Source organism: Streptomyces sp. NBC_01288 (assembly GCF_035982055.1).
Lineage (GTDB): Bacteria > Actinomycetota > Actinomycetes > Streptomycetales > Streptomycetaceae > Streptomyces.
The window spans coordinates 2909983-2932174 of the sequence record NZ_CP108427.1; the positions used below are offsets into that span (position 1 = coordinate 2909983).

The following is a 22192-nucleotide window of genomic DNA, read 5'->3' on the forward strand; positions in this document are numbered from 1 at the left end:
GCGGGCGCTCGTGCGTCGGGCGCCGTACGGACCGTGCTTCTGGTCGGCAATGATGAGAGGGCGGTGCATCACCGCGGCGATTTTTGGAGAGATCCGCCGTACAACGGCCGTCAATCCGAGGGATCCACCATGCTGTCCGAATCCGATCTCGCCCTGGTCAACGCGTTGCAGCTCCGGCCGCGTGCTCCCTGGTCGCTGATCGGCAGAGCGCTGGGGGTCGGGCCGGTGACGGTGGCTCGGCACTGGGAGCGGCTGGTCGAGCGGCGGGAGGCGTGGCTGACGGCCTATCCGGGCGCGGCAGTTGGGGAACGGCTGGCGTTCGCGTTCGTGCAGGTGGACTGTGCGCCGGGTGAGGCGATGCGGGTGGCGCGGACGGTGGCCGGTGACGCGCAGCTGACCGCCGTCGACTATGTGGCGGGGCCCTGTGATCTGGTGCTGCACCTGGTGGCGGCGAGCCTGGAGGGGGTGTCCCGGTATGTCGTCGAACGGGTCTCGGGGCTGCGGGGGGTGGTGGGGACGCGGACGTTGGTGGCGCCGCGGATGTATGCGGAGGGGAGTCGGTGGCAGGTTCGGGCCATCTCGCGTGAGCAGCGGGGGTTGTTGATGGCCGCGGAGTCGTCGCCGTCACCGGGGATGTCGCCTCGGTTCGGGGAGTTGGATCGGGATCTGCTGCTGGCCCTTGGGGAGAACGCGCGTGCCTCGTATGCGGAGTTGGCTTCGCGGCTGGGGGTTGGGGCGAGTACCGTCCGGCGGCATTTGGGGGCTGCTCTTGCGGGTGGGGTGATTCGGCTGCGGTGTGAGGTTGCTCGGTCTCTTTCGCCTGCGCCGGTGACGATGTTGTTGTGGTTGCGGGTGCCGCCGGATCAGTTGGAGCGGGCGGCTCGGACGCTCGGGCGGTTTCCTGAGGTGCGGATGTGTGCGGCGGTCAGTGGGGCGGCGAATTTGTTGGTCGGGGTGTGGTTGCGGTCGCCGGGGGATGCGGTGGGGTTGGAGAGCGAGATGGTGGCGAAGTTGTCTCGGTTGGAGATTGTGGATCGGGCGGTGACGTTGCGGCCGGTGAAGTTGGGTGGGTGTTTGTTGGATGAGCGGGGGCGGATTGAGGGGCGGGTGGCTATGGATTTTTGGGGCGGTTGAGCTCCCGGGGGGTGTCCGTCGTATTCAGGCTGCGGGTTCGTTGTGGCTGGTCGCGCAGTTCCCCGCGCCCCTTAGGGGGTTGCCCTCGGCGTTAGTTTCAGGGCTAGGACGGGGCAGTCGGAGGCCGCTCGGCGAGCCCTTTTTATCGCGCGGGGCGGTATAGGCGCCCCGTCCACCAGCGGGTAGCCCCACTCGTCCAGGGTGACGTGGTCCGGGAGCAGCTCGGCGCACAAGCCATGGCCCTGGCAGGCCGTCCAGTCGATGTCGATCTTCTGGGGTGTTTTCTGGTCCATGGTCAGTGGGCCTCGTTCGGGATCGGGAGCAAGGGGGTCACGTCGCTCGCGGTGCACAAACCCCCTGCGTGGGCGTCCAGTTCGGCCGCGAACGTGGTCAGCGCGCTGCGGACCAGGCGGACCGTGCCGTCGGGGTGGTGGCAGGCGCCTCTGCCCTCCACCAGGCCGGACCAACGGGCCACGTCCTGGCGGGTGTTGGCCTGGGGGCCGGGGGTGGCCAGGGTCTGGAAGGCGGAGGCTATGCGCGGGAGGCCGTTGAGGCAGGGGCCGCACTGGCCCGCCGATTGCAGGGCCAAGTAGCGGAGGACTCGGGCGGTTTCCGATATGCCGCAGCGGCCTGCGGGGAGTGCGGCCAACACTCCTGCTCCCAAGTCACCTGCATCCAGGGTGCGTTGGGCTGCCACTGCGGCCGGAATCCAGGTGCCGTGGTAGCCGCCGACCAGTACCGCGGATGTTCCGTCCAGGGGCAGGAGTCGGTTCAGGGAGAGGCCGAACGGGGCTTCCACCACCCGGACTTCGTGGCCCGGAACGTGCAGGGTGCACAGGGTGCTGCCCGGCTGGGTCGGGGTCCCCGCGCTGCGGAACCAGTCGGCGCCGTAGCGGGCGATCAGGGCGAGGTGGGCCAGGGTTTCCACGTTCTGGATGAGGGTGGGGGCTTTGCGCACCCCTCGTTCGCGGACCGGGGGGCGTTGGTGGCGGGGCAACGGGGCGTTGCCGGAGACGTATTGCGCCAGCGCCGATGCCTGGCCGGACAGGAAGCGTTTGGGCAGGCGGATGACTTGTACGGGGAGCGGGTCGTTGCGTTGGGCCAGGGCCGACTCCAGGTAGGACGCGCCGTCCTCCACCGCCAGGTGGACCTCCCCCGCACCCACCGCCCGGGCCGCCAACTGGAGCCCGTCCAGGACCAGATGGGGCGAGAGGCGCAGGAGCGTCTTGTCTTTTCGGCTGGCCGGTTCGCCTTCCGCTCCGTTCGCTACGACCACGGGGGCGCGGCCCGTGCGACGGCTCGCGTCGGCCACCGCGACCAGCTTGCGGTACGTCGGGAACGCGGCGCCCCCGCGTCCGGTGAGGCCGGATTCGGCGACCGTTCTCATGAGGGTGTCGGGATCTCCGTACGACAGTGGGCCGTAGCGGAGTTCGTGGGTGGAGAGGTCGGCCGCGGTGCTGCCGGGGGCGAGGAGGCGGGGGGACATGTAGATGTCGGTGAAGGTCGTGGTCGTCGTCGTGGTCACGATCGGGCTCCTTCGGCTGTGCGGAGCAGGGCTGCGGGGGTGCGGCGGGACTCGCGGGCGGAGTGGGCCGTGCGGATACCGAAGGCGGCTACCACCGCGGCCACGCAGGACACGGTCAGCCAGGTCATCCAGTCGGTGCCGGTGTCCGTGCCGATGCCGATGCCGTGGATCAGGGCGACCGGCCAGGAGGCGTACGCCAGCCAGTGGAGCGCCCGCCAGGTGCGGTGGCCGATGCGTTCTCTGAGGAGGCTGGTGACCAGGACCGCGAGCATCAGGTCGAAGGCGACCGTGCCGAGGCCGAGCCAGAACGGCTCGTAGTCGGAGACGAAAGGGACGACCGCGTCTACGACGGTGATGTTCACGTATCCGTCGATCACCGCCATCGCGATGTGCAGCGCCAGGAACGCGGTCGCGGAGAGGGAGAGGGTGCGGTGCAGGTTCACCGTGCCGAAGCGAGGCAGGCCGGGGAGCCGGGTGCGCAGGCGGACCGCGATGCCGAGCAGGACCACGACCGTGAACAGGACGAGGCAGACGGCTCCGCTGGCACGGTTGGCGTACCAGAGGACCTCGGAGCTCATGCGGTGACCGCCTTCTGGGTGGGCCAGCCGGGAGTCGTGACGACCGTGCCGTCCTGTGCCACCAGGCGGGCGGGGAGGCCCAGGCGCGTCAACCAGCGTTCCGCGCCTGCCCCCTTGACCAGGCACGCCGTGCTTGCCGCGTTGGCGTCGGCGCTCGTCGCGGCGGCGACCGAGACCGTACGCCAGGGGCTGCGGACCGGGAGGCCGGTGCGCGGGTCGACGATGTGGTGCAGCTCGTAACCGCCCCGGCGCCAGCGGCGGGCCGCCGTGCCCGAGGTGGCCAGGCCGCCGGAGCGCAGGGCGATCGTGGCGTACGTGCCGTGCGTGGGCGTCTCGTCGACGGAGCCGGTGACGTCCTGCACGCGGATGTTCCAGCCGCCGGCCGGGGGCTCCCCCGCGACGGCCGTGTCGCCGCCGAGGCTCACCAGGACTCCGCAGCCCGCCACTTGGGCGAGCATCGCGGCGGCCTTGTCGGCGGCCCATGCCTTCGCCGTGGCGCCGAGGTCCAGGCGGACACCGGCCGGGACGGTGACCGTGCCCGTCGTACGGTCCAGGTCGATCGTGCGCCAGCCCGGGGCGCGCTTCACGGTGAGCCGGATCGGGCGGTCGTCCTCCTGGACGAGGGTGAAGTCGCGGTCGTAGCCGATGGCGTTCATGGCCGAGCCGACCGTCGGGTCGACCGCGCCGTCCGTCGCCTCGGCGGCACGCAGCGCGACCGCCAACGCCTCCGCGAGCAGCGGGCTGACGGTAATCGGGCGGCCCAACGCGGCGTCCAGCGCGGTCAGTTCGGAGTCGGTACGGAATCTGCTGCACGCCGCGTCGACCTCGGCGAGGTGCCGGGCGAGGAGCAGGTTGCAGGAGTCCAACAGGGCCGGGTCGGTGACGACCAGCCGGACGCTGGTGCCGAGGGCACGCCAGTCCGCGGCGGCGGTCGTGCGCGGGGTCGCCGCGGTCGTCGTACTCATCACGACGCTCCCGACGTGGAGTCGGTGGAGCCGCCGGAGGACGAGGTCACGCCGGACGAGGACGACTGAAGGTCTGATGACGAAGATGAGGAGGAAGACGAGGACGAGGACGAGGTCGAACTGTCCGATGTGGACGAGGTGTTGGAGGAGGCGGACGGCGAAGGTGTCGAGGACGACGATGAACTCGTCGTACCCGTGCTGCCCGCCGCCGTGTCCGCCTCCGCGTCCGACTGCATCGTGCCGACCAGGGCGAACACCCCGGCCGCCGCCGCCAGCGTGATCGCCGCCGTGGCGGCCGCGATGCGCCGCTTGCCTCTGCGGACCGCCGTAGCGGCCCCACGCTCCTTGACTGTCATGACCGTTCCCCTCCGCAGTGACGCTCTGTCACGTCCTACGGTCGGGGACCAGCCTGAGAGAAGTCTGTGAGGCGCCCATACGCCTGCGCAGAACTCCCTGAGAGATCTCTTACAGGGCGGGCTGTGCGGTCAGGCGCACGATCGCCTCGTCGACGGTCAGTTCCTCGCGCTCGCCGGTCCTGCGGTCCTTCAGTTCCAGGACACCCTCGGCGGAGCGGCGGCCCGCCACCAGGATCTTCGGTACGCCGATCAGCTCCGAGTCGGTGAACTTCACGCCCGGGGAGACCCCGGCGCGGTCGTCGACCAGGACGCGCAGGCCGGCCGCGCGCAGCTTCTCCGATACGTCCAGGGCGAGTTCGGTTTGGAGGGCCTTGCCCGCGGCTACGACGTGCACGTCGGCCGGGGCGACCTCGGCGGGCCAGCACAGGCCCTTGTCGTCGGCGGTCTGCTCGGCGAGGGCGGCGACCGCGCGGGAGACGCCGATGCCGTAGGAGCCCATGGTCACGCGGACCGGCTTGCCGTGCCGGCCGAGGACGTCGAGCTTGAGGGCGTCGGCGTACTTGCGGCCGAGCTGGAAGATGTGGCCGATCTCGATGGCGCGGTCCAGCTTGAGGCCGGTGCCGCACTTGGGGCAGGGGTCGCCCTCCTGCACGACCACGACATCGACGTACTCGCCGACCTCGAAGTCACGGCCCGCGACGACGTTCTTGGCGTGCGTGCCCGCCTTGTTGGCGCCCGTGATCCACGAAGTGCCGGGGGCCACGCGCGGGTCGGCGATGTACGTGACCTTCTCGCCCAGGCCCTGCGGACCGACGTAGCCACGCACCAGGTCGGGACGGCCGGTGAAGTCCTCCGCCGTCACCAACTCCACTGCTGCGGGGGCGAAATGGGCCTCGACCTTGCCCAGGTCGACCTCGCGGTCACCGGGGACTCCTACGGCCACGATCTCGCCGTCGACCTTCACGAGGAGGTTCTTCAGGGTCGCGGAGGCCTCTACGCCGAGGTGGGCGGCGAGGGTCTCGATGGTGGGGGTGTCGGGGGTCGGGATCTCTTCGAGCGCGGGCACGCCGGTGGCGTCCACGGGCTTCAACTCGTAGGTGATCGCTTCGGTGTTGGCGGCGAAGTCGCAGTTCGGGCAGTCCGCGAAGGTGTCCTCGCCGGCCTCGGCGGGGGCGAGGAACTCCTCCGACTTCGAGCCGCCCATCGCGCCCGCGGTCGCGGCGCAGATGCGGTAGTCGAGGCCGAGGCGCGCGAACACCTTCTGGTAGGCATCGCGGTGCAGGGCGTAGGAGTGGGCGAGGCCCTCGTCCTCGGTGTCGAAGGAGTACGAGTCCTTCATCAGGAACTCACGGCCGCGCAGCACACCGGCCCGCGGGCGGGCCTCGTCGCGGTACTTGTTCTGGATCTGGTAGAGGATGACCGGCAGGTCCTTGTAGGAGGACGCCTGGTCCTTCACGATCAGCGTGAAGATCTCCTCGTGGGTGGGGCCGAGGAGGTAGTCGCCACCCTTGCGGTCCTTGAGACGGAACAGCTCGGGGCCGTACTCGTCCCAACGGCCGGTCGCCTCGTACGGCTCGCGGGGCAGGATCGCGGGGAGCAGCACCTCCTGGGCGCCGATCGCGTCCATCTCCTCACGCACGATCCGCTCGACGTTGGAGAGCACCTTCTTGCCGAGGGGCAGCCAGCTCCAGATACCGGCCGCGGTACGGCGGACGTAGCCTGCCCGCACGAGCAGCTTGTGACTGAGGACCTCGGCGTCCGCCGGGTCGTCGCGCAGCGTCTTCGCCATCAACTGGGACATGCGCTGGACCGGTGCGTTCGCCATGGTTCCTGTACTCCTGCCGGGAAAGGGTGATGGCTAGGAGGTTAGCCGGGCGTGCTGTGCCGGTGGAAATCGGTTAGCGGCGGCGGAGTGGGAGGGGTGCCCCCATGACGGCGTACGGCTTCGGTGCGCTCGGGAACAGGACCTGGCGGGCTAGGTCCTCATAGCCGAGGGAGCGGTACAGGCCGCGGGCCGGGCTGTCGGTGTCGATCGCGGAGAGGATCGAGCGGGGTTCGGCGGCGGCGTCCGTGATGGTGGTGATCAGGGAACGGCCCGCGCCGCGGTTCTGGTAGTGCGGGTGGACGTGCAGCTCGGTGATCACGAAGGAGTGGTCGAGCCAGTCGTCGTGGTCCTGGGCTCGTAGGTACGGCTCTACGACCGTGGACCACCAGTGGGTGCGGTTGTTGGGCATGCCGTAGACGAATCCGACGAGGCGCTCCGCTGAGGTGGCGCCGAGTGCTCTTGCACCTGGGTAGGTCATGTGGCGCAGGACGATTTGCCTGCGTACGGCTACCTCGTCTGCGCCCAGTCCGAAGGCGAGGGCCTGTACGGCGAGGGCTTCGTCCACTCGGGCCGAGAGGTCCAGGGGGCCGATCACGACGTCTTCGGGGTGGCGGTGACCGTGACCGGGAAATCGCATGTGGGGAGAGTACAGGGGAGGTTCGGTTGTTGTTCGGGTGCGGGGCCGTCGTGGCTGGTCGCGCCCACGCGGCGGAGCCGCACATGTCACAGCCCCGCGCCCCTGGAGGGTCGCCCTTAGCGCGTTTCAGAACAGAATGCTCATGAAGGCGCCGACCTCCTGGAAGCCCACCCTCAGGTACGCCCGTCGCGCCGGGGTGTTGAAGTCGTTCACGTAGAGGCTGACCATCGGGGAGACGTCCGCGAGGGCGTAGCGCAGGACCGCTGCCATCGCGGGGGCCGCCACGCCCATGCCCCGGTACTCGGGGGCCACCCAGACGCCCTGGATCTGGCAGGCCTTCGGGGTTGCCGCGCCGATCTCCGCCTTGAAGACGACCTTGCCGTACTCGTCGAGACGCGCGAACGACCGCCCTGCGCCTACGAGTTCGGCCACTCGGGCCTGGTAGAGGAGGCCGCCGTCTCCGGCCAGCGGGGAGACGCCCACCTCCTCGGTGAACATCGCCACGCACGCCGGCATGATCGTGTCGATCTCGTCCTTGCGGATACGGCGGACGTACGGGTCTGCGGCGATGTCGGTGGGCATGCGGTCGGCGACCATGAGGGGCTGGTGGGCGCGGACCTCGCGGGCCGGGCCCCAGCTCGGTTCGAGGAGGCGCCAGAGCTGGGCGGTGGCCTCGGCCGGGCCGACGATCGAGGAGCAGCGGCGGCCTGCCCTGCGGGCACGGTCGGCGAAGGCGCGGACGGCTCTCGGGGTCGCGCAGATCGGGACGAGGTTGGCGCCCGCGTAGCAGAGGGACGTCAGCATGCCGTCCTCGTACCAGCCCCACATCTCGCCGCCGAGCCGCCAGGGGTCGAGGCCCGCGACCTGCACCCGCGAGGTCACGAAGGCGTTCGTGACCGGCTCGCGGTCGAGCACGGCGAGCGCGGCGTCCAGGTCGCTCGGTTCGAGCACCCGAGAGGTGGTCTGGGTCAACACGTACGGGGCCTCACCATGAGGGTCTGCTGGTCTCCGCACTGTACCCGCCGAGCTTGTGCGGCGCCGCTCGACTACGCCCCGAGCCATCTCACGCCCTGGACACGAGCCCCAGGAATGCCTGCCAGGTGCCGGGGGCGAGAGCGAGGACGGGCCCGTCGTGTTCGGGGAGGTGCTTGGAGTCTCGTACGTGGATGGTGGTGGGGCAGGTAGCGATCTCCACGCACTGCCCGCCTTCGCCGCTGCTGTAGCTGGACTTGCGCCAGGCAAGGGCGACTTCGAGGCACTCACCGCCGGCACCGCTGCTGTAGCTGCTCTTGAACCACATCAGGTCCGACGGCTTTTCGACGATCATGTCTCTCCCAGCACTCTCTCTAAGAAGGCCAGCGACTCACGTCACCCCCGGGCAGCAAACCCGAGAAACGCATCCCAGCTGGCGGCGGCAAGCGCGAGGGCGGGGCCGCCGTCTTCGGGAAGCCGCTTGGAGTCGCGTACGTGGATGGTGGTGGGGCAGGTGGCAATCTCTACGCACTGCCCGCCATCGCCCTGGCTATAGCTGGACTTGTGCCAGGTGAGGGCGACTTCGAGGCACTGGCCTCCCTCGCCGTCGCTGTAGGTGCTCTTGAACCACACCAGCTTCGACGGCTCTTCGATGTTCATGTCTCTCCCAGCAGCTTTTCTACGAACGACAGCGATTCGCGTGGCGTCAGGGCCTGTGCGCGCAGGATGCCGTACCGCTCGTCCATCTCCCTGACCGTTTGGTGATCGGCGTAAAGGCGGCTTCCCTTGTACGCGTCCACATAGCTGATCCTGCGCCCTTTCTCCGTCTCGATCAAGGTGAAGGAGCCGGACAAAGCAGCATGCTCCTCACGGTCGTTCGGCATGACCTGGATCTGCACATTGCGCTGCTGCCCAGTGAGCAGGATCTGCTCCAACTGCCCTCGCATGACCTCCTGTCCGCCAAGCCGCTTACGCAGAAGGGATTCCTCCACTACGAAGCTGATGGTGGGTGCTGGCTTCCGCTCGAAGATCGCCTGCCGGACCAACCGCGCCGCCACACGCTGCTCAATCGTCTCCTCGTCCAGCAGGGGCCGCCTCATCGTGAACACCGCCCGCGCGTAGTCCTCCGTCTGCAACAGGCCGTTGATCACCAGCGCGTCGTACACATGCCACCCAAGCGCCTTCTTCTCCAACTCCGCCGCATCCTGAAAGAAGGCCGGATACTGCGCCTTCTCCAGCTCCTCGACGAACTCGGTCAACACCCCCTGCGCGTCCAGCACTTCGTCGGCCTTGACGATGAACCTGGCCGGCGGAATACGCCTCCCCTGCTCATACGACGCGATCGTCGACGCCGAATACCCGGTGCGCGCCCCGAGTTGCGCCCGCTCCATCCCCGCCCGTACCCGGAACCGCTTCAACTGCCGCCCGAAGACATGCAGTACCCCCGACCCCGCCTCCGGCACATCCGCTTCAGCTTCCGCCGCTTCTTCGCTCATGCACACCTCATTGCCCTCGCCCCACCACCAGTCACGGCGCAACCGCGTACAACCGGCAGCCGTACGCGTACAACGCGTGACAGTCGCCACGTCACCGCTGTTCAACGCTACGCACGAGGCGGGAGCGTGGTGGCATGAAGTCACCGACTCCCCTGGACCGGCATATGCCACAACTCCCGGTCCCCCTGCACGAGTTCACCATGCGGTTCACGTCCACCCCGCGCGGGGCGCGGCTGGCCAGACGGCTGGTCTCGCATCGGTTGCACGACTGGGGTTACCCGTACGACGACACCGTCAACGAGACGGTCACGCTGGTCGCGGCCGAGCTGGTCGCGAACGCGGTGCGGCATGGGCACGTCCCCGGCCGGGATTTTCACCTGAGTCTTGTCGAGGCGGGGGCGCCCGGAACGTCGTACACCCTCCGTCTGATGGTCAGTGACACGCGAGGGGAGCGGCTGCCCGAGCCGAAGGGGCCGAGCGAGGGGGACTGTGAGTTCGGGCGGGGGCTGCTGCTCGTCGAGGCACTTTCCTCGCGCTGGGGTGTAGTGGCGCGCGCTCCCGGCAAATCCGTCTGGGCCGACCTACCCACATAAAAAAAGTGTGACACTTTCGCCGAAAGTGTCACACTTTTCCAACTACCCTCGTCCCTCAGCCGGCGACGGCCACCGTGGGTTCGCCGGAGGCGACGCCGTCCGCCTCCATCTGCTCGGCGATCTTCATCGCCTCCTCGATCAGCGTCTCCACGATCTTCGACTCGGGCACCGTCTTGATGACCTCGCCCTTGACGAAGATCTGGCCCTTGCCGTTGCCGGAGGCGACACCGAGGTCGGCCTCGCGGGCCTCGCCCGGGCCGTTGACGACACAGCCCATGACCGCGACCCGCAGCGGGACCTCCATGCCCTCAAGGCCCGCCGTGACCTCCTCGGCCAGCTTGTACACGTCGACCTGGGCGCGACCGCAGGACGGGCACGACACGATCTCCAGGCGGCGGGGCTTGAGGTTCAGGGACTCCAGGATCTGGTTGCCGACCTTGACCTCCTCCACCGGCGGGGCGGAGAGCGAGACGCGGATCGTGTCGCCGATGCCCTGCGAGAGCAGCGCGCCGAAAGCCACCGCCGACTTGATCGTGCCCTGGAACGCCGGGCCCGCCTCGGTGACGCCGAGGTGCAACGGGTAGTCGCACTGGGCCGCGAGCTGGCGGTACGCCTCGACCATCACGACCGGGTCGTTGTGCTTGACCGAGATCTTGATGTCCTGGAAGCCGTGCTCCTCGAAGAGGGACGCCTCCCAGAGGGCCGACTCGGCCAACGCCTCGGGGGTCGCCTTGCCGTACTTCTTCAGCAGGCGAGCGTCCAGCGAGCCCGCGTTCACGCCGATGCGGATCGGCGTGCCGTGGTCCTTCGCGGCCCGCGCGATCTCCTTGACCTTGTCGTCGAACTGCTTGATGTTGCCGGGGTTCACACGGACCGCCGCGCAACCCGCCTCGATCGCGGCGAAGACGTACTTCGGCTGGAAGTGGATGTCCGCGATCACCGGGATCTGCGACTTGCGGGCGATCGTCGCGAGGGCGTCGGCGTCGTCCTGCGTGGGGCAGGCCACGCGGACGATCTGGCAGCCGGACGCGGTCAGCTCGGCGATCTGCTGGAGCGTGGCGCCGATGTCCGACGTACGGGTCGTCGTCATGGACTGCACGGACACCGGCGCGTCGCCGCCGACCGCCACGGTGCCGACCTGGATCTGCCGGCTCTTGCGGCGCTCGGCGAGCCTGGTCGGTACGGACGGAATGCCGAGAGAAATCGCAGTCATCTGCTGTGCAACCCCAAGTCGTGGATCAAGGCCCCGGTCCCGGAACAGCGGGCTCCAGGCTTCGAGATTACGTCAACCCTGCGGACCCGAGCACATCCCAGCCGTAAACCCACTCAATGGAGAGCGGCCCGGCACAAGAGATGCCGGGCCGCCACAAACTACGAATGGCTAGGAGATTTTGACTGGGTTAACCACGTCCGCCACCAACACCAGCAACGTGAAGCAGACGAAGATCCCCGCCACCACATACGCGACCGGCATCAGCTTCGCCACGTCGAACGGGCCCGGGTCCGGGCGCTTGAGCACCTTCGCCAGGTTCCGCCGCAGCGCCTCCCACAGCGCGCCCGCGACATGCCCGCCGTCGAGCGGGAGCAGCGGGAGCATGTTGAAGAGGAAGAGGGAGAGGTTGAAGCCTGCCACCAGCATCAGGGCCATGGCCAGCTGCTGGGTGGGCGGGATGTCCAGGGTGAAGATCTCGCCGCCCACGCGGGCCGCGCCGACCACGCCCATCGGGGAGTCGGCCTGGCGGGGGGCGCCGTCGAAGGCCGCGTTCCACAGGGCCGGGATCTTGCCGGGGAGGGCCGCGATGGAGTCGACGGCCTCGCCCATGCGGTCTCCCATCCAGGTGACCGAGTCGCCGAAGTCCTGGCGGACGATGCCGGTGGCCGCGCTGAAGCCGAGGAAGCCGGCGGTGACGTACTGGCCCTGGACGATCTGGCCGCTGGAGTCCTTCTTGGCGACCTGGTTCGACGCGATCGTCGCCTGGAGGGTGAGGGCCTGGCCCTTGCGCTCCACGACGATCGGGACCGTCTTGCCGGGGGCCGCGCGGATCAGGTCGGACAGCTTGTTCCAGTCCGTCGTCTTGACGCCGTTGAAGCTGAGGATCTTGTCACCGGCCTTGAGGCCCGCCGCCGCCGCCGGGGAGGCCCGGTCCTTGTCCGTGCAGGTGTCGCGGTTCTGGCTCTGCGCGATGACGCACTCGGAGACCGAGCTGACCGTGTTGGTCTGCTGCGAGATGCCGAAGCCCATCAGGACGGTAAGGAAGAGCGCCACCGCGAGGATGAGGTTCATGAAGGGGCCCGCGAACATCACGATGACCCGTTTCCAGGGCTTGCGTGTGTAGAACAGGCGGGACTCGTCGCCGGGTTCCAGCTCCTCGAAGGCCGCCGAGCGGGCGTCCTCGATCATGCTGCGCCAGGGCGAGGTGGAGCGGGACTCGATCCTGCCGTCGGGTCCTGGCGGGAACATGCCGATCATGCGGATGTAGCCGCCGAACGGGATGGCCTTGAAGCCGTACTCGGTGTCGCCCTTCCGCTTGGACCAGATGGTCGGGCCGAAGCCGACCATGTACTGGGGCACCCGGATGCCGAAGAGCTTCGCCGTCGAGAGATGCCCCAGCTCGTGCCAGGCGATCGAGACCAGCAGGCCGACCGCGAAGACGACTATGCCGAGGATCATCATCAGGGCTGTCATGCACGCGCCTCCGCGTTCGCCGTGGTCGTCTGCGCTGTCAGTTCGCGGGCCCGGGCGCGTGCCCAGGTCTCCGCCTCAAGGACGTCGGACACGGTCAGTGAAGTTCCCGTGGCCGGTGTCCCGTGTTCCTCGACCACCCGTGTCACCGTCTCCATGATTCCGTTGAACGGCAGCGCGCCCGCGCGGAACGCCTCCACGCACTCCTCGTTCGCCGCATTGAACACCGCCGGAGCCGTGCCCGCGAGCTGTCCCACATGCCGGGCAAGCCCGACCGACGGGAACGCGTCGGTGTCGAGCGGGAAGAACTCCCACGTCGACGCCTTGCTCCAGTCGAACGCGGGCGCCGCGTCCGGGACCCGCTCGGGCCAGCCGAGCCCGATGGCGATCGGCCCGCGCATGTCGGGGGGCGTCGCCTGGGCGAGTGTCGAACCGTCCGTGAATTCCACCATCGAGTGGACATACGACTGCGGGTGCACGACCACCTCAATGCGATCGAAGGGAATGTCGTACAGCAGGTGCGCCTCGATCACCTCCAGCCCCTTGTTCACCAAGGTCGCGGAGTTGATCGTGATCACCGGGCCCATCGCCCAGGTGGGGTGCGCGAGCGCCTCTTCTACGGTCACTCGCGCCAGGTCCGCTTTGCTACGGCCGCGGAAGGGGCCGCCGGACGCGGTGACGACGAGCTTGCGCACATCGGCGCGGGTGCCGGCCGCGAGGGCCTGGAAGAGCGCCGCGTGCTCGGAGTCCACCGGGATGATCTGGCCCGGCTTGGCGAGCGCCTTCACCAGCGGGCCGCCGACGATGAGCGACTCCTTGTTGGCGAGCGCGAGGACGCGTCCCGCCTCCAGGGCGGCGAGGGTGGGCGCCAGTCCGATGGACCCGGTGATGCCGTTCAGCACGGTGTGGCAGTCGGAGGCGGCGAGTTGGGTCGCCGCGTCAGGACCGGCGACGATCTCGGGCAGCGGCTCCCCCGCGCCGTACCGCGCGGCGAGCGCCTCGCGCAGTGCCGGTACGACGTCCTCGCGGGCGACCCCGACCGTCCGCACCCCGAGCTGGTACGCCTGCTCGGCGAGAAGCCCGACCCGGCCGCCGTTCGCGGAGAGGGCGGTGACCTTGAAGCGGTCCGGGTTGCGCAGCACCAGGTCGATGGCCTGGGTGCCGATGGACCCGGTGGACCCGAGGATCACCAGGGCCTTGGGACCGTCGCCCACGACGGGGTCGTAGACGAGATGTGGGTCGGCGAGGGGTGCTGGACTGTCGCTCATCCCTCCATTGTTGCCGCAACGGGTGGCCGGGGGGACAGCGGTTCCCTCGGGCGGGTGGCTTATCGGCTCTCGTCGGTGATTGAAGGGAAATCCCCCTTTGTGAATACGGCGTGAAGGTCGTGTGATAACACTTCAGGTCTGCGCCGGTGGACGACCGGCGCGTGGACGACATCCTGGGGGGATTCTCCATGCGGATACGCGCTGCCCTGCCCGCACTCGCGGGCGCCGCGATACTCACCGGCACCTTGCTGAGCACTCCGGCCGAAGCGGCCGGCGGGGTCACGATCTACCGGGTCTGGTTCGACAGCCCGGGCTCGGACACCCGGTCCAACACGAGCCTGAACGGCGAGTGGGTGCAGATCAAGAACACCAGCCGGTCGGCGATCTCGCTCAAGGGCTGGATCCTGAAGGACGTCTCGAATCACCGGTACACCTTCAAGAACATCAAGATCGGCGCCGGCAAGTACATCAAGGTGCACACCGGCAAGGGCACGGACACCGCGGCGAACACGCACCAGGGCCGTGCCGCCTACGTCTGGAACAACACCAGCGACACGGCGACGCTGACGAAGTCCAACGGCAGCAAGGTCGACACCTGTTCGTGGACGACGCGGGATCCGAGCGACAAGTACTGCTGAACCACTGCTGAACGAGGGCTAGTTGACGGGGCGGTGCAGGTTGTCCGCCTTGGACGGGCCCGGGGTCGTATCTGCGATCCAGGGTCCGTCGCCCGACGGGTCGACGATGCCTTCCTCCAGCCAGGTGTACGCGCCGCCCATGACGCCCTTGACGACCTTGTGGTCGAGGGCGTCGGTGTTGGTCCACAGGCGGCCGAAGAGTTCCTCGACGCGGATGCGGGACTGTTCGCAGAAGGCGTCGGCGAGTTGGTAGGCCTCGCGGCCGTGATCGCCCTGGGTGCGCAGGAGTTCGGCCCGTACGCAGACCGCGCTCATCGCGAAGAGTTCGGCGCCGATGTCCACGATCCGGCCCAGGAAGCCCTGTTTGGTCTCCATGCGGCCCTGCCAGCGGGACATGGCGTAGAAGGTGGAGCGGGCCAGTTTGCGGGCGTTGCGCTCGACATAACGCAAGTGCCGGGAGAGGTCGATGCCGTGGCGGAACTCGCCGTAGGTGCCCGGGAGTTGGCCGGTGCCGGCGACCAGCTTCGGGAGCCACTTGGCGTAGAAGACGCCCGCGTTGGCGCCCGCTTTCGCCTTGTCCTGAAGGGACTTGTCGGGGTCGATGAGGTCACCGGCGACCTTGAGGTGGGCGTCGACGGCCTCGCGGGCGATCAGGAGGTGCATGATCTCCGTCGAGCCCTCGAAGATGCGGTTGATGCGGAGGTCGCGCAGGACCTGTTCGGCGGGGACCGCTCGCTCGCCGCGGGCCGCGAGGGACTCGGCCGTCTCGAAGCCTCGGCCGCCGCGGATCTGAACGAGCTCGTCGGCCATCAGCCAGCCCATCTCGGAGGAGAAGAGCTTGGCGAGCGCGCCCTCGATGCGGATGTCGTTGCGGTCCTCGTCGGCCATCTGCGAGGAGAGGTCGAGTACGGCCTCCAGGGCGAAGGTCGTCGCCGCGATGAAGGAGATCTTCGCGCCCACGGCCTCGTGGTCGGCGATCGGCCGGCCCCACTGCTCACGCGCCGCCGACCACTCGCGGGCGATCTTCAGGCACCACTTGCCGGCCGCGACGCAGGACGCGGGCAGGGAGAGGCGGCCGGTGTTGAGGGTGGTGAGGGCGATCTTCAGGCCCGCGCCCTCGGGGCCGATGCGGTTGGCGGCCGGGACCCGGACCTGGTGGAAGCGGGTGACGCCGTTCTCGATGCCGCGCAGGCCCATGAAGGCGTTGCGGTTCTCGACGGTGATGCCGGGCGAGTCGGTCTCCACGACGAAGGCCGTGATGCCGCCCTTGTGGCCCTCGCTCTTCGGCACCCGGGCCATCACGACCAGGAGGTCGGCGATCACGCCGTTCGTGGTCCAGAGCTTCACCCCGTCGAGGACGTACGAGTCCCCGTCCGGCACCGCGCTCGTCGCGAGGCGTGCCGGGTCGGAGCCGACGTCCGGTTCGGTGAGCAGGAAGGCGCTGATGGCGGTGCGGGCGCAGCGGGGCAGGAACTCCGCCTTCTGCTCGTCCGTGCCGAACAGCTTCAGCGGCTGCGGTACACCGATCGACTGGTGCGCGGAGAGCAGCACGCCGACCGCGGGGCAGGCGGAGCCCGCCAGCGCCAGCGCCTTGTTGTAGTACACCTGGGTGAGGCCGAGGCCGCCGTACTCGGTGTCGATCTTCATGCCGAGGGCGCCGATCTCCTTGAGGCCGCTGATGACCTCGTCGGGGATGCGCGCCTCGCGCTCGATGCGGGCGGCGTCGATCTGGGTCTCGCAGAAGACGCGCAGCTTCGCGAGGAACTCCTCGCCGCGCCGGGAGTCCTCGGCGGCCGGAAGGGGGTGGGGGTGGATCAGGTCGAGCCGGAAGCGGCCGAGGAACAGTTCCTTGGCGAAGCTGGGCTTGCGCCAGTCCTGTTCCCGGGCCGCCTCCGCCACCTGCCGGGCTTCTCGCTCGGTGACGGTGGGTTTGCTGGATGGAGCGGACATGAGGCTCACCTCGCCGCGAATCGGGCCCTCGGACCATGGCGGTTACCGACGGGTGCTACCCGATCGTATGTACCCGATCCACCGCGAAGCAGCCACCCTTCGCGCGTCCGTTCAGCCGATGTCGACGGAGTACGCCTTTGTGTCAAGGCGCCCCGATCCCTTGAAGACCTCGGTGCCGGACTCGATGCCGGAGACGTACTTGTCGTTGCTCAGCAGCTTCCGCCGGACGAGGGCCTGGGTGAAGTCGTCGATGTTCAGGGTCGCCTTGGTGGTGTTGGCGGTGCGGACGAAGGAGTACACGTTCCAGCCGATGTTCCCCTGGTAGATGTCCCACATCGCGCCGTCCAGGCTGACGCTGCCGTACTTGGTGCCGAGCGGGCCCGCGCCGCCCTGCCGGTTGAGCCAGATCATGATCTCGTCGGTGGGCTGGTCCGCCCAGTCGGCGGTGTTCTTGGAGTGCAGCCACAGGTCGTACGCCACGTCGAGCGTGCCCGGGTTGGAGCTGAGCGCGAACTCCCAGCTGGTCTTCACCGGCTTGCGGTCACCGACCCGGATCCGCAGCCCGGTGGTCGCCTTGTCGACCTTCCAGCCCCAGTGCCAGCCGAGGACGGTGCTCGCGAACGTCTTCACGTCCGCGTCGGTTCCCTTGCTGTTGTTGGCCCAGGTGAAGGACGTGCCCCACGAAATGGTGGACCCGGACCGGGAGTTGTCCCACACGCACTGGCTGCCGGTGGCCTTGTCGCGTCCCCACTGGTTGTTGTTGACGTAGTACTTGCCGAGCGTGACGGTGTCGTCGGCCGTGCACTTCTCGCTCGACTCACCCGCCTGGGCGACGGTGACACCGGCGAGGGCCGCGAGCGCGACCGAGGCGGCGGCGAGCACCTTCGCCTTCTTCGAGAGGCGGGGTCTGCGGTGTTGCATCGGGGGTCCTTCCGGGGGACGGTTCGTCTACGACCTCTCAGTGGCCGCCGACCCGCCCGGAGGTTGCCTCCCCCGCCCGGAGAAACTCTCGGAGTCCGGTGTTTCGAGAAAGTGTCGAAGCGCTTCGACAACCTATGGACACCCACACCGCCTGAAGCTAGTGTCGAACCACCCTCACCCGCCCTTGTCAGCAACGCGCACTGTCGAAGCGCTTCACAAAGCTTGGAGAGCTGGATGGTCACCCTCGCCGAGGTCGCCCAGCACGCCGGAGTCTCGGCGAGCACGGTGAGCTATGTCCTCAGCGGCAAGCGGTCCATCTCCGGAGCCACCCGGCAGCGGGTCGAGCAGAGCATCCGCGAGCTGGGCTACCACCCGAACGCGGGCGCCCGCGCCCTCGCCAGCAGCCGGTCGAACATCATCGCGCTGATGGTGCCGCTGCGCACCGACATGTACGTGCCGGTGATGATGGAGATCGCCATCGCCGTGGCGACCACCGCCCGCCTGCACGGCTACGACGTGCTGCTGCTCACCGGCGAGGAGGGTCCCGACGCGGTGCGCCGGGTCACCGGCAGCGGGCTCGCCGACGCGATGATCCTGATGGACGTCGAACTCGACGACGAGCGGCTGCCGTTGCTGCGCGGCACCGACCAACCCTCCGTACTGATCGGCCTCCCCGCCGACACCACCGGACTGACCTGCGTCGACCTCGACTTCGGGGCAACCGGCGCACTGTGCGTCGAGCACCTCGCCAAACTCGGCCACCACGACATCGCTGTCATCGGCGAGGCCCCCGCCGTCTACGAGCGGCACACCGGTTTCGCCGAGCGAACCCTCGACGGACTCCGGTCCCGGGCGCGGGAGTTGGGCCTGCGGGTGCTGCACCGGCCGTGCGAGGGCGGGTACGACGCGATGACGACGACCCTGGCCCGGATCTTCGACGAACGCCCCGGCACCACGGGCTTCGTCGTGCAGAACGAGTCGGCGGTCGAGCCGCTGCTCGCCCTGCTGCGCCAGCAGGGCCGGGCCGTGCCGGAGGACGTGTCGGTGGTCGCGGTCTGCCCCGACCAGGTAGCCACCCAGGCCTCGGTGCGGCTGACGTCCGTCGCCATCCCCGCGCAGGAGATGGGCCGTTACGCCGTGGAGCATCTGGTGGCCAAGCTCGACGGCCGAGGCAGCGACGAAGTCGTGCTGATCACACCGGAGTTGACGATGCGGGCGAGTACGGGGCCGGCGCCCGCGGTTTCCTGACCCCTTTTCCGACCTCAGAGCTTCACCCCTGTGCCGCCGCCAGGGCACCGCCATGTCCGCAACTCCTCTGTCTGCTCTTCTCACAGGAGCCCTCTCGTGAATCAGCCTGCCGAAAACCAGACCATTCAGGGCGCGGGTGCGGTCAGCCTCGCGCAGTCGTCGCCCACCGTCGGCACCTTCCGTGAGCGGGGCGGTGCGCTGGAGTGGAGCGGTCGTCAGGAGACCCTGCGGATCGAACCGTGGGGGCCGGACGCGGTACGGGTCAGGGCCCGGCTCGGCGGCCCACTGCTCGACGGGCTGCCGGGAGCCCTCCTGGACGAGGCACCGCCCACCGAGGCGAGCGTCAAGATCGAGGACGGTCAAGGGACCTTGACCGTAGGCGAGTTGACCGTCCACGTCGATGCCGAGGGCCTGATCCGTTTCCTGCGCACCGACGACTCCGCCGAACTCCTCGCGGAGGCCCGCGCCCACTTCTGGTGGCCCGGCTCGCGGCTCTACACGGCGGTCGGCAACGGCCACCACCGCCTGGAGCAGCGCTTCGCCGCGTACGAGGACGAGAAGTTGTACGGCCTCGGCCAGCACCAGCACGGCAGGTTGGACCAGAAGGGGCTGGTCCTCGACCTGGTGCAGCGCAACGCCGAGGTCGGCATCCCGGTGCTGGTCTCCAGCCGCGGCTACACCCTGCTGTGGAACAACCCGGCGATCGGCCGTGTGGAGCTGGCCGGCAACGGCACGCGCTGGGTGGCCGATTCGGCCCGCCAGATCGACTACTGGATCACCGCGGGCGACCCGGCCGACGGACAGCGCCGCTACAGCGCGGTGACGGGCCGTACGCCGATGCTGCCCAAGTGGGCGGCGGGCTTCTGGCAGTGCAAGCTGCGCTACCGCACCCAGGCCGAACTCCTCGCCGTGGCACGGGAGTACAAGCGCCGCGAACTCCCCCTCTCGGCGATCGTCTGCGACTTCTTCCACTGGACCCACCTGGGCGACTGGAAGTTCGACCCGGCCGAGTGGCCCGACCCGGCGGCCATGGTCCGCGAACTGGACGAGATGGGCGTGAAGTTGGTGGTGAGCGTCTGGCCCTCCGTCTCCCCGCTCAGCGAGAACCACTCGGTCCTGGAACAGCGCGGCTACCTCATCGGCACCCAGTACGGCCCGATGGCCCACGCCGACTGGCCGGACAAGGGGGTCGCCTCGACGGTCCAGGTGGCCTTCTACGACGCCACGAACCCCGAGGCCCGGGAGTTCCTGTGGTCGAAGATCCGCGACAACTACCTTGTCCCGTACGGCATCACGGCCTTCTGGCTGGACGCGTGCGAGCCCGAGCTGAAGCCGGGTTTCCCGGAGAACCTGCGCTACTGGGCGGGCCCGGGCCTGGAGGTCGGCAACATCTACCCGGCCGAGAACTCCCGCACCTTCCACGAAGGGCTGCTGGCCGAGGGCGAGTCGGAGATCATCACCCTCAACCGCTCGGCGTGGGCGGGCAGTCAGCGGCACGGCGCCGCGCTCTGGTCGGGTGACATCGGCACCGACTTCCCCACCCTGCGCCGCCAGATAGCCGCGGGCCTCAACACCGCACTCTCCGGCATCCCTTGGTGGAACACCGACATCGGCGGCTTCCACGGCGGCGACCCGGACGACCCGGCGTACCAGGAGGTCATGGTCCGCTGGTTCCAGTTCGGCGCGCTGTCCCCGCTGATGCGCCTGCACGGCTTCCGCGACCCGGGCATGCCGCTCGGCCCCGACATGACCGGCGGCCCCAACGAGGTCTGGTCGTACGGCGATCGGGCCCTGCCCATCCTGGAGAAGTACCTGCGGCTGCGCGAGCGCCTGAAGCCGTACGTGCTGGACGTGATGCGCGCCGCGCACGAGGAGGGGCTGCCGGTGATGCGCCCGCTGTTCCTCGAATTCCCGGCGGACCAGGCGACCTGGTCGGTCGACGACGCGTACCTCTTCGGACCGGACCTGCTGGTCGCTCCGGTGCTGACGGCGGGCGCCACGGCCCGTACGGCGTATCTCCCGGCGGGCGCGTGGTGGACGGACGCGTGGACGGGCGAGACGTACGAGGGCGGTACGGCGGTCACGGTCGACGCCCCGCTGGACCGGATTCCGCTGTTCCTGCGGGACGGGGCGACGCTGCCGGTCACGGAGTAGGGGTCGGGGCGCCCGATTTGGGGGGCGGGCGCCCGAGCCGTGACGCTTCCGTTGTGCGGAACTGTGGGCTCCGTCACAGCCGTACGGATCTTGTTCTGCTGGACTCCTCCGATGGTGTTACGCAAGCTCGCCATGGTTGCGGGCCTCGCCGCGTTCGCCCTGTATCTCTGGGGTCTGCTCCACGTCCTGGGCGCGCTCGTCCAGGCAGAGGACGGCGGCGCCGACTCCTCACCGATACTCCCCTGCCGTACGACCGACGGGCAGGAGGGCGGGCCGGAGGACCCTCGAGCCGCCCAAGTCGTGGACTACTCCGTGGACTTCGTCCCGCTCAGGTTCGTCTGCGAGATGACGGGCGGGGGCAGCTACGTCACCCACACCGTTCCCGGCTACGTCAACCCGGCGGTGTTCGGCCTTGTGCTGACCGCGCTCGGCTGCTGGGTCGGCGCGCTCGTCGTGGCACCGCCCGGCCCTCGCGGAGTACGAGGACCGGGCGGCTGAGCGGAGCACCGGGGTGCCCGGGTGGGTCAACTACTGCTGACGCTCTCGCTGTTGGTGGTGAAGTTCAGGCCGCCGGACGAGGACGTGATCTCGAACCCGAACTGAAGGTCCCCGATGGTCACGTTGCCGAACCAGCCCTTGGTGTCCTTGATCCACTTGAGGATGGGCAGGATGTCGACCGTGCCGGAGGTCGAGTTGGAGGTGCGCAGGAACGAGAACACGTCGTTGGCGCCGTTGTTGCCCTTGTAGACGGTCCAGGTCGAACCGCCCAGCGTGAGCGTGCCCTGCGAGGTGCCGAGGGCGCCGACGGCTCCGGTCTTGTTGACCCAGAGCATGATCTCGTAGTCGTAGTTGGTGTCCCAGATGTCGTACGACGTGTTGTACGCGCCGGACGACGGGACCGTGACGTTGTAGCTGCTGCTGAGCGAACCCAGCGAGGTGATCGACTTGTTGATCACCTTCTTGGCGTTGGGGTAGGACTTGATGCCGCCGGTGTTGGGGTGGTTGGCGTTGACGCCCCAGTTGGTACCGGAGTTGGCCCAGATGCACTGGCTGCCGGCGCCGGAGCCCCAGATGTTGTTGTAGAGCGTGTAGCCGTTCAGGGTCGTGGTGCCCCACTGGTCGCAGGAGCTCCAGACGGCGGCGGAGGCGGGGGCCGAGGCGAGTGCGACGGTGGCGCCGAGCGCGAGGGCGGGGGCGAGAACGGCCGTGAGTACGCGGCCCGGCTTGCGTGTTGCCATGGTGTCCCTTC

23 protein-coding genes are annotated in these 22192 nt (G+C 69.0%); 6 read left to right on the top strand and 17 right to left on the bottom strand.

What is annotated here, in order from left to right; translation table 11 throughout:
* Positions 1 to 33 precede the first annotated feature (33 nt).
* Positions 34 to 1134: an Lrp/AsnC family transcriptional regulator gene (locus tag OG194_RS12395; protein WP_327400929.1), complete on the top strand. Its 1101-nt coding sequence runs from the start codon at positions 34 to 36 to the stop codon at positions 1132 to 1134.
* Positions 1135 to 1205: 71 nt separating this feature from the next.
* On the opposite strand, the gene OG194_RS12400 is transcribed toward OG194_RS12395, so the two are convergent.
* The 11 genes from OG194_RS12400 to OG194_RS12450 form a co-directional block, all read right to left on the bottom strand.
* On the bottom strand, positions 1206 to 1427 hold the full coding sequence (locus OG194_RS12400; RefSeq protein WP_327400930.1) for a ferredoxin: 222 nt from the start codon (positions 1425 to 1427) through the stop codon (positions 1206 to 1208).
* Positions 1428 to 1429: 2 nt separating this feature from the next.
* The gene (locus tag OG194_RS12405) at positions 1430 to 2659 is read right to left on the bottom strand and encodes an NADH-ubiquinone oxidoreductase-F iron-sulfur binding region domain-containing protein (protein WP_327400931.1); all 1230 of its coding nucleotides are present in this window, start codon (positions 2657 to 2659) and stop codon (positions 1430 to 1432) included.
* Positions 2656 to 3237, bottom strand: a complete 582-nt coding sequence (locus tag OG194_RS12410; protein WP_327400932.1) for a ferric reductase-like transmembrane domain-containing protein — start codon at positions 3235 to 3237, stop codon at positions 2656 to 2658. Before OG194_RS12410 ends, OG194_RS12405 begins: the two co-directional genes overlap by 4 nt.
* Positions 3234 to 4202 (bottom strand): FAD:protein FMN transferase, encoded by a 969-nt coding sequence (locus OG194_RS12415; protein ID WP_327400933.1) that lies wholly within the window; start codon positions 4200 to 4202, stop codon positions 3234 to 3236. Before OG194_RS12415 ends, OG194_RS12410 begins: the two co-directional genes overlap by 4 nt.
* Positions 4202 to 4558 (bottom strand): hypothetical protein, encoded by a 357-nt coding sequence (locus OG194_RS12420; RefSeq protein WP_327400934.1) that lies wholly within the window; start codon positions 4556 to 4558, stop codon positions 4202 to 4204. The genes OG194_RS12415 and OG194_RS12420 overlap by 1 nt, the downstream gene beginning before the upstream one ends.
* A gap of 109 nt (positions 4559 to 4667) precedes the next feature.
* Entirely contained in the window at positions 4668 to 6383 is a 1716-nt protein-coding gene (locus tag OG194_RS12425; RefSeq protein WP_327400935.1) for a proline--tRNA ligase, read from the bottom strand.
* Between the two features lie 73 nt (positions 6384 to 6456).
* The gene (locus tag OG194_RS12430; RefSeq protein WP_327400936.1) at positions 6457 to 7020 is read right to left on the bottom strand and encodes a GNAT family N-acetyltransferase; all 564 of its coding nucleotides are present in this window, start codon (positions 7018 to 7020) and stop codon (positions 6457 to 6459) included.
* Positions 7021 to 7146: 126 nt separating this feature from the next.
* Positions 7147 to 7995, bottom strand: a complete 849-nt coding sequence (locus OG194_RS12435; protein WP_327400937.1) for a GNAT family N-acetyltransferase — start codon at positions 7993 to 7995, stop codon at positions 7147 to 7149.
* Positions 7996 to 8083: 88 nt separating this feature from the next.
* Positions 8084 to 8347 (bottom strand): DUF397 domain-containing protein, encoded by a 264-nt coding sequence (locus OG194_RS12440; protein WP_327400939.1) that lies wholly within the window; start codon positions 8345 to 8347, stop codon positions 8084 to 8086.
* 41 nt (positions 8348 to 8388) lie between these two features.
* Positions 8389 to 8652 (bottom strand): DUF397 domain-containing protein, encoded by a 264-nt coding sequence (locus tag OG194_RS12445; RefSeq protein ID WP_327400940.1) that lies wholly within the window; start codon positions 8650 to 8652, stop codon positions 8389 to 8391.
* On the bottom strand, positions 8649 to 9488 hold the full coding sequence (locus OG194_RS12450; RefSeq protein WP_327400941.1) for a helix-turn-helix domain-containing protein: 840 nt from the start codon (positions 9486 to 9488) through the stop codon (positions 8649 to 8651). The genes OG194_RS12445 and OG194_RS12450 overlap by 4 nt, the downstream gene beginning before the upstream one ends.
* Before the next feature lie 134 nt (positions 9489 to 9622).
* On the opposite strand from OG194_RS12450, the gene OG194_RS12455 reads away from it, so the two are divergent.
* Entirely contained in the window at positions 9623 to 10081 is a 459-nt protein-coding gene (locus OG194_RS12455; protein ID WP_327400942.1) for an ATP-binding protein, read from the top strand.
* 55 nt (positions 10082 to 10136) lie between these two features.
* Here the strand turns inward: OG194_RS12455 and ispG are convergent, their stop codons facing one another.
* The 3 genes from ispG to dxr all read right to left on the bottom strand — a co-directional run bounded on the left by ispG (position 10137) and on the right by dxr (position 14032).
* Positions 10137 to 11294, bottom strand: a complete 1158-nt coding sequence (gene ispG, locus OG194_RS12460) for a flavodoxin-dependent (E)-4-hydroxy-3-methylbut-2-enyl-diphosphate synthase (protein ID WP_033284935.1) — start codon at positions 11292 to 11294, stop codon at positions 10137 to 10139.
* 168 nt (positions 11295 to 11462) lie between these two features.
* Entirely contained in the window at positions 11463 to 12755 is a 1293-nt protein-coding gene (locus OG194_RS12465; RefSeq protein ID WP_327407042.1) for a M50 family metallopeptidase, read from the bottom strand.
* 8 nt (positions 12756 to 12763) lie between these two features.
* A complete protein-coding gene (dxr, locus tag OG194_RS12470; RefSeq protein WP_327400943.1) occupies positions 12764 to 14032 on the bottom strand; it encodes a 1-deoxy-D-xylulose-5-phosphate reductoisomerase in 1269 nt (422 codons plus the stop codon).
* Between the two features lie 188 nt (positions 14033 to 14220).
* Here dxr and OG194_RS12475 point away from each other — a divergent pair, with 188 nt between their 5' ends.
* Positions 14221 to 14670: a lamin tail domain-containing protein gene (locus OG194_RS12475; protein WP_327400944.1), complete on the top strand. Its 450-nt coding sequence runs from the start codon at positions 14221 to 14223 to the stop codon at positions 14668 to 14670.
* Between the two features lie 18 nt (positions 14671 to 14688).
* Here OG194_RS12475 and OG194_RS12480 read toward each other — a convergent pair whose 3' ends face one another.
* On the bottom strand, positions 14689 to 16620 hold the full coding sequence (locus tag OG194_RS12480) for an acyl-CoA dehydrogenase family protein (RefSeq protein ID WP_327400945.1): 1932 nt from the start codon (positions 16618 to 16620) through the stop codon (positions 14689 to 14691).
* 111 nt (positions 16621 to 16731) lie between these two features.
* Complete coding sequence (locus tag OG194_RS12485; RefSeq protein ID WP_327400946.1) at positions 16732 to 17541, bottom strand: GH12 family glycosyl hydrolase domain-containing protein; 810 nt, start codon at positions 17539 to 17541, stop codon at positions 16732 to 16734.
* A 234-nt stretch (positions 17542 to 17775) separates the two neighbouring features.
* Here OG194_RS12485 and OG194_RS12490 point away from each other — a divergent pair, with 234 nt between their 5' ends.
* From OG194_RS12490 to OG194_RS12500, 3 genes are all read left to right on the top strand, one after another.
* Positions 17776 to 18789: a LacI family DNA-binding transcriptional regulator gene (locus OG194_RS12490; RefSeq protein WP_327400947.1), complete on the top strand. Its 1014-nt coding sequence runs from the start codon at positions 17776 to 17778 to the stop codon at positions 18787 to 18789.
* Positions 18790 to 18885: 96 nt separating this feature from the next.
* Positions 18886 to 20943 carry a glycoside hydrolase family 31 protein gene (locus OG194_RS12495; RefSeq protein ID WP_327400948.1) on the top strand — a complete coding sequence of 686 codons (2058 nt, stop codon included), beginning with the start codon at positions 18886 to 18888 and terminating at the stop codon, positions 20941 to 20943.
* Between the two features lie 111 nt (positions 20944 to 21054).
* Positions 21055 to 21441, top strand: coding sequence for a hypothetical protein (locus OG194_RS12500; RefSeq protein ID WP_327400949.1), 387 nt, complete (start codon positions 21055 to 21057; stop codon positions 21439 to 21441).
* 26 nt (positions 21442 to 21467) lie between these two features.
* On the opposite strand, the gene OG194_RS12505 is transcribed toward OG194_RS12500, so the two are convergent.
* Complete coding sequence (locus OG194_RS12505; protein ID WP_327400950.1) at positions 21468 to 22181, bottom strand: glycoside hydrolase family 12 protein; 714 nt, start codon at positions 22179 to 22181, stop codon at positions 21468 to 21470.
* Positions 22182 to 22192: the final 11 nt, after the last annotated feature.

Bases quoted from the DNA above. Each gene is read 5' to 3' on its own strand.
- OG194_RS12425 (WP_327400935.1), bottom strand. From the start codon at position 6,383: ATGGCGAACGCACCGGTCCAGCGCATGTCCCAGTTGATGGCGAAGACG.
- OG194_RS12480 (WP_327400945.1), bottom strand. From the start codon at position 16,620: ATGTCCGCTCCATCCAGCAAACCCACCGTCACCGAGCGAGAAGCCCGG.
- OG194_RS12475 (WP_327400944.1), top strand. From the start codon at position 14,221: ATGCGGATACGCGCTGCCCTGCCCGCACTCGCGGGCGCCGCGATACTC.
- OG194_RS12450 (WP_327400941.1), bottom strand. From the start codon at position 9,488: ATGAGCGAAGAAGCGGCGGAAGCTGAAGCGGATGTGCCGGAGGCGGGG.
- OG194_RS12465 (WP_327407042.1), bottom strand. From the start codon at position 12,755: ATGATGATCCTCGGCATAGTCGTCTTCGCGGTCGGCCTGCTGGTCTCG.
- ispG (WP_033284935.1), bottom strand. From the start codon at position 11,294: ATGACTGCGATTTCTCTCGGCATTCCGTCCGTACCGACCAGGCTCGCC.
- OG194_RS12440 (WP_327400939.1), bottom strand. From the start codon at position 8,347: ATGATCGTCGAAAAGCCGTCGGACCTGATGTGGTTCAAGAGCAGCTAC.
- OG194_RS12500 (WP_327400949.1), top strand. From the start codon at position 21,055: ATGGTGTTACGCAAGCTCGCCATGGTTGCGGGCCTCGCCGCGTTCGCC.
- OG194_RS12485 (WP_327400946.1), bottom strand. From the start codon at position 17,541: ATGCAACACCGCAGACCCCGCCTCTCGAAGAAGGCGAAGGTGCTCGCC.
- OG194_RS12420 (WP_327400934.1), bottom strand. From the start codon at position 4,558: ATGACAGTCAAGGAGCGTGGGGCCGCTACGGCGGTCCGCAGAGGCAAG.
- OG194_RS12505 (WP_327400950.1), bottom strand. From the start codon at position 22,181: ATGGCAACACGCAAGCCGGGCCGCGTACTCACGGCCGTTCTCGCCCCC.
- OG194_RS12490 (WP_327400947.1), top strand. From the start codon at position 17,776: ATGGTCACCCTCGCCGAGGTCGCCCAGCACGCCGGAGTCTCGGCGAGC.
- OG194_RS12445 (WP_327400940.1), bottom strand. From the start codon at position 8,652: ATGAACATCGAAGAGCCGTCGAAGCTGGTGTGGTTCAAGAGCACCTAC.
- OG194_RS12415 (WP_327400933.1), bottom strand. From the start codon at position 4,202: ATGAGTACGACGACCGCGGCGACCCCGCGCACGACCGCCGCCGCGGAC.
- dxr (WP_327400943.1), bottom strand. From the start codon at position 14,032: ATGAGCGACAGTCCAGCACCCCTCGCCGACCCACATCTCGTCTACGAC.
- OG194_RS12400 (WP_327400930.1), bottom strand. From the start codon at position 1,427: ATGGACCAGAAAACACCCCAGAAGATCGACATCGACTGGACGGCCTGC.
- OG194_RS12455 (WP_327400942.1), top strand. From the start codon at position 9,623: ATGAAGTCACCGACTCCCCTGGACCGGCATATGCCACAACTCCCGGTC.
- OG194_RS12410 (WP_327400932.1), bottom strand. From the start codon at position 3,237: ATGAGCTCCGAGGTCCTCTGGTACGCCAACCGTGCCAGCGGAGCCGTC.
- OG194_RS12430 (WP_327400936.1), bottom strand. From the start codon at position 7,020: ATGCGATTTCCCGGTCACGGTCACCGCCACCCCGAAGACGTCGTGATC.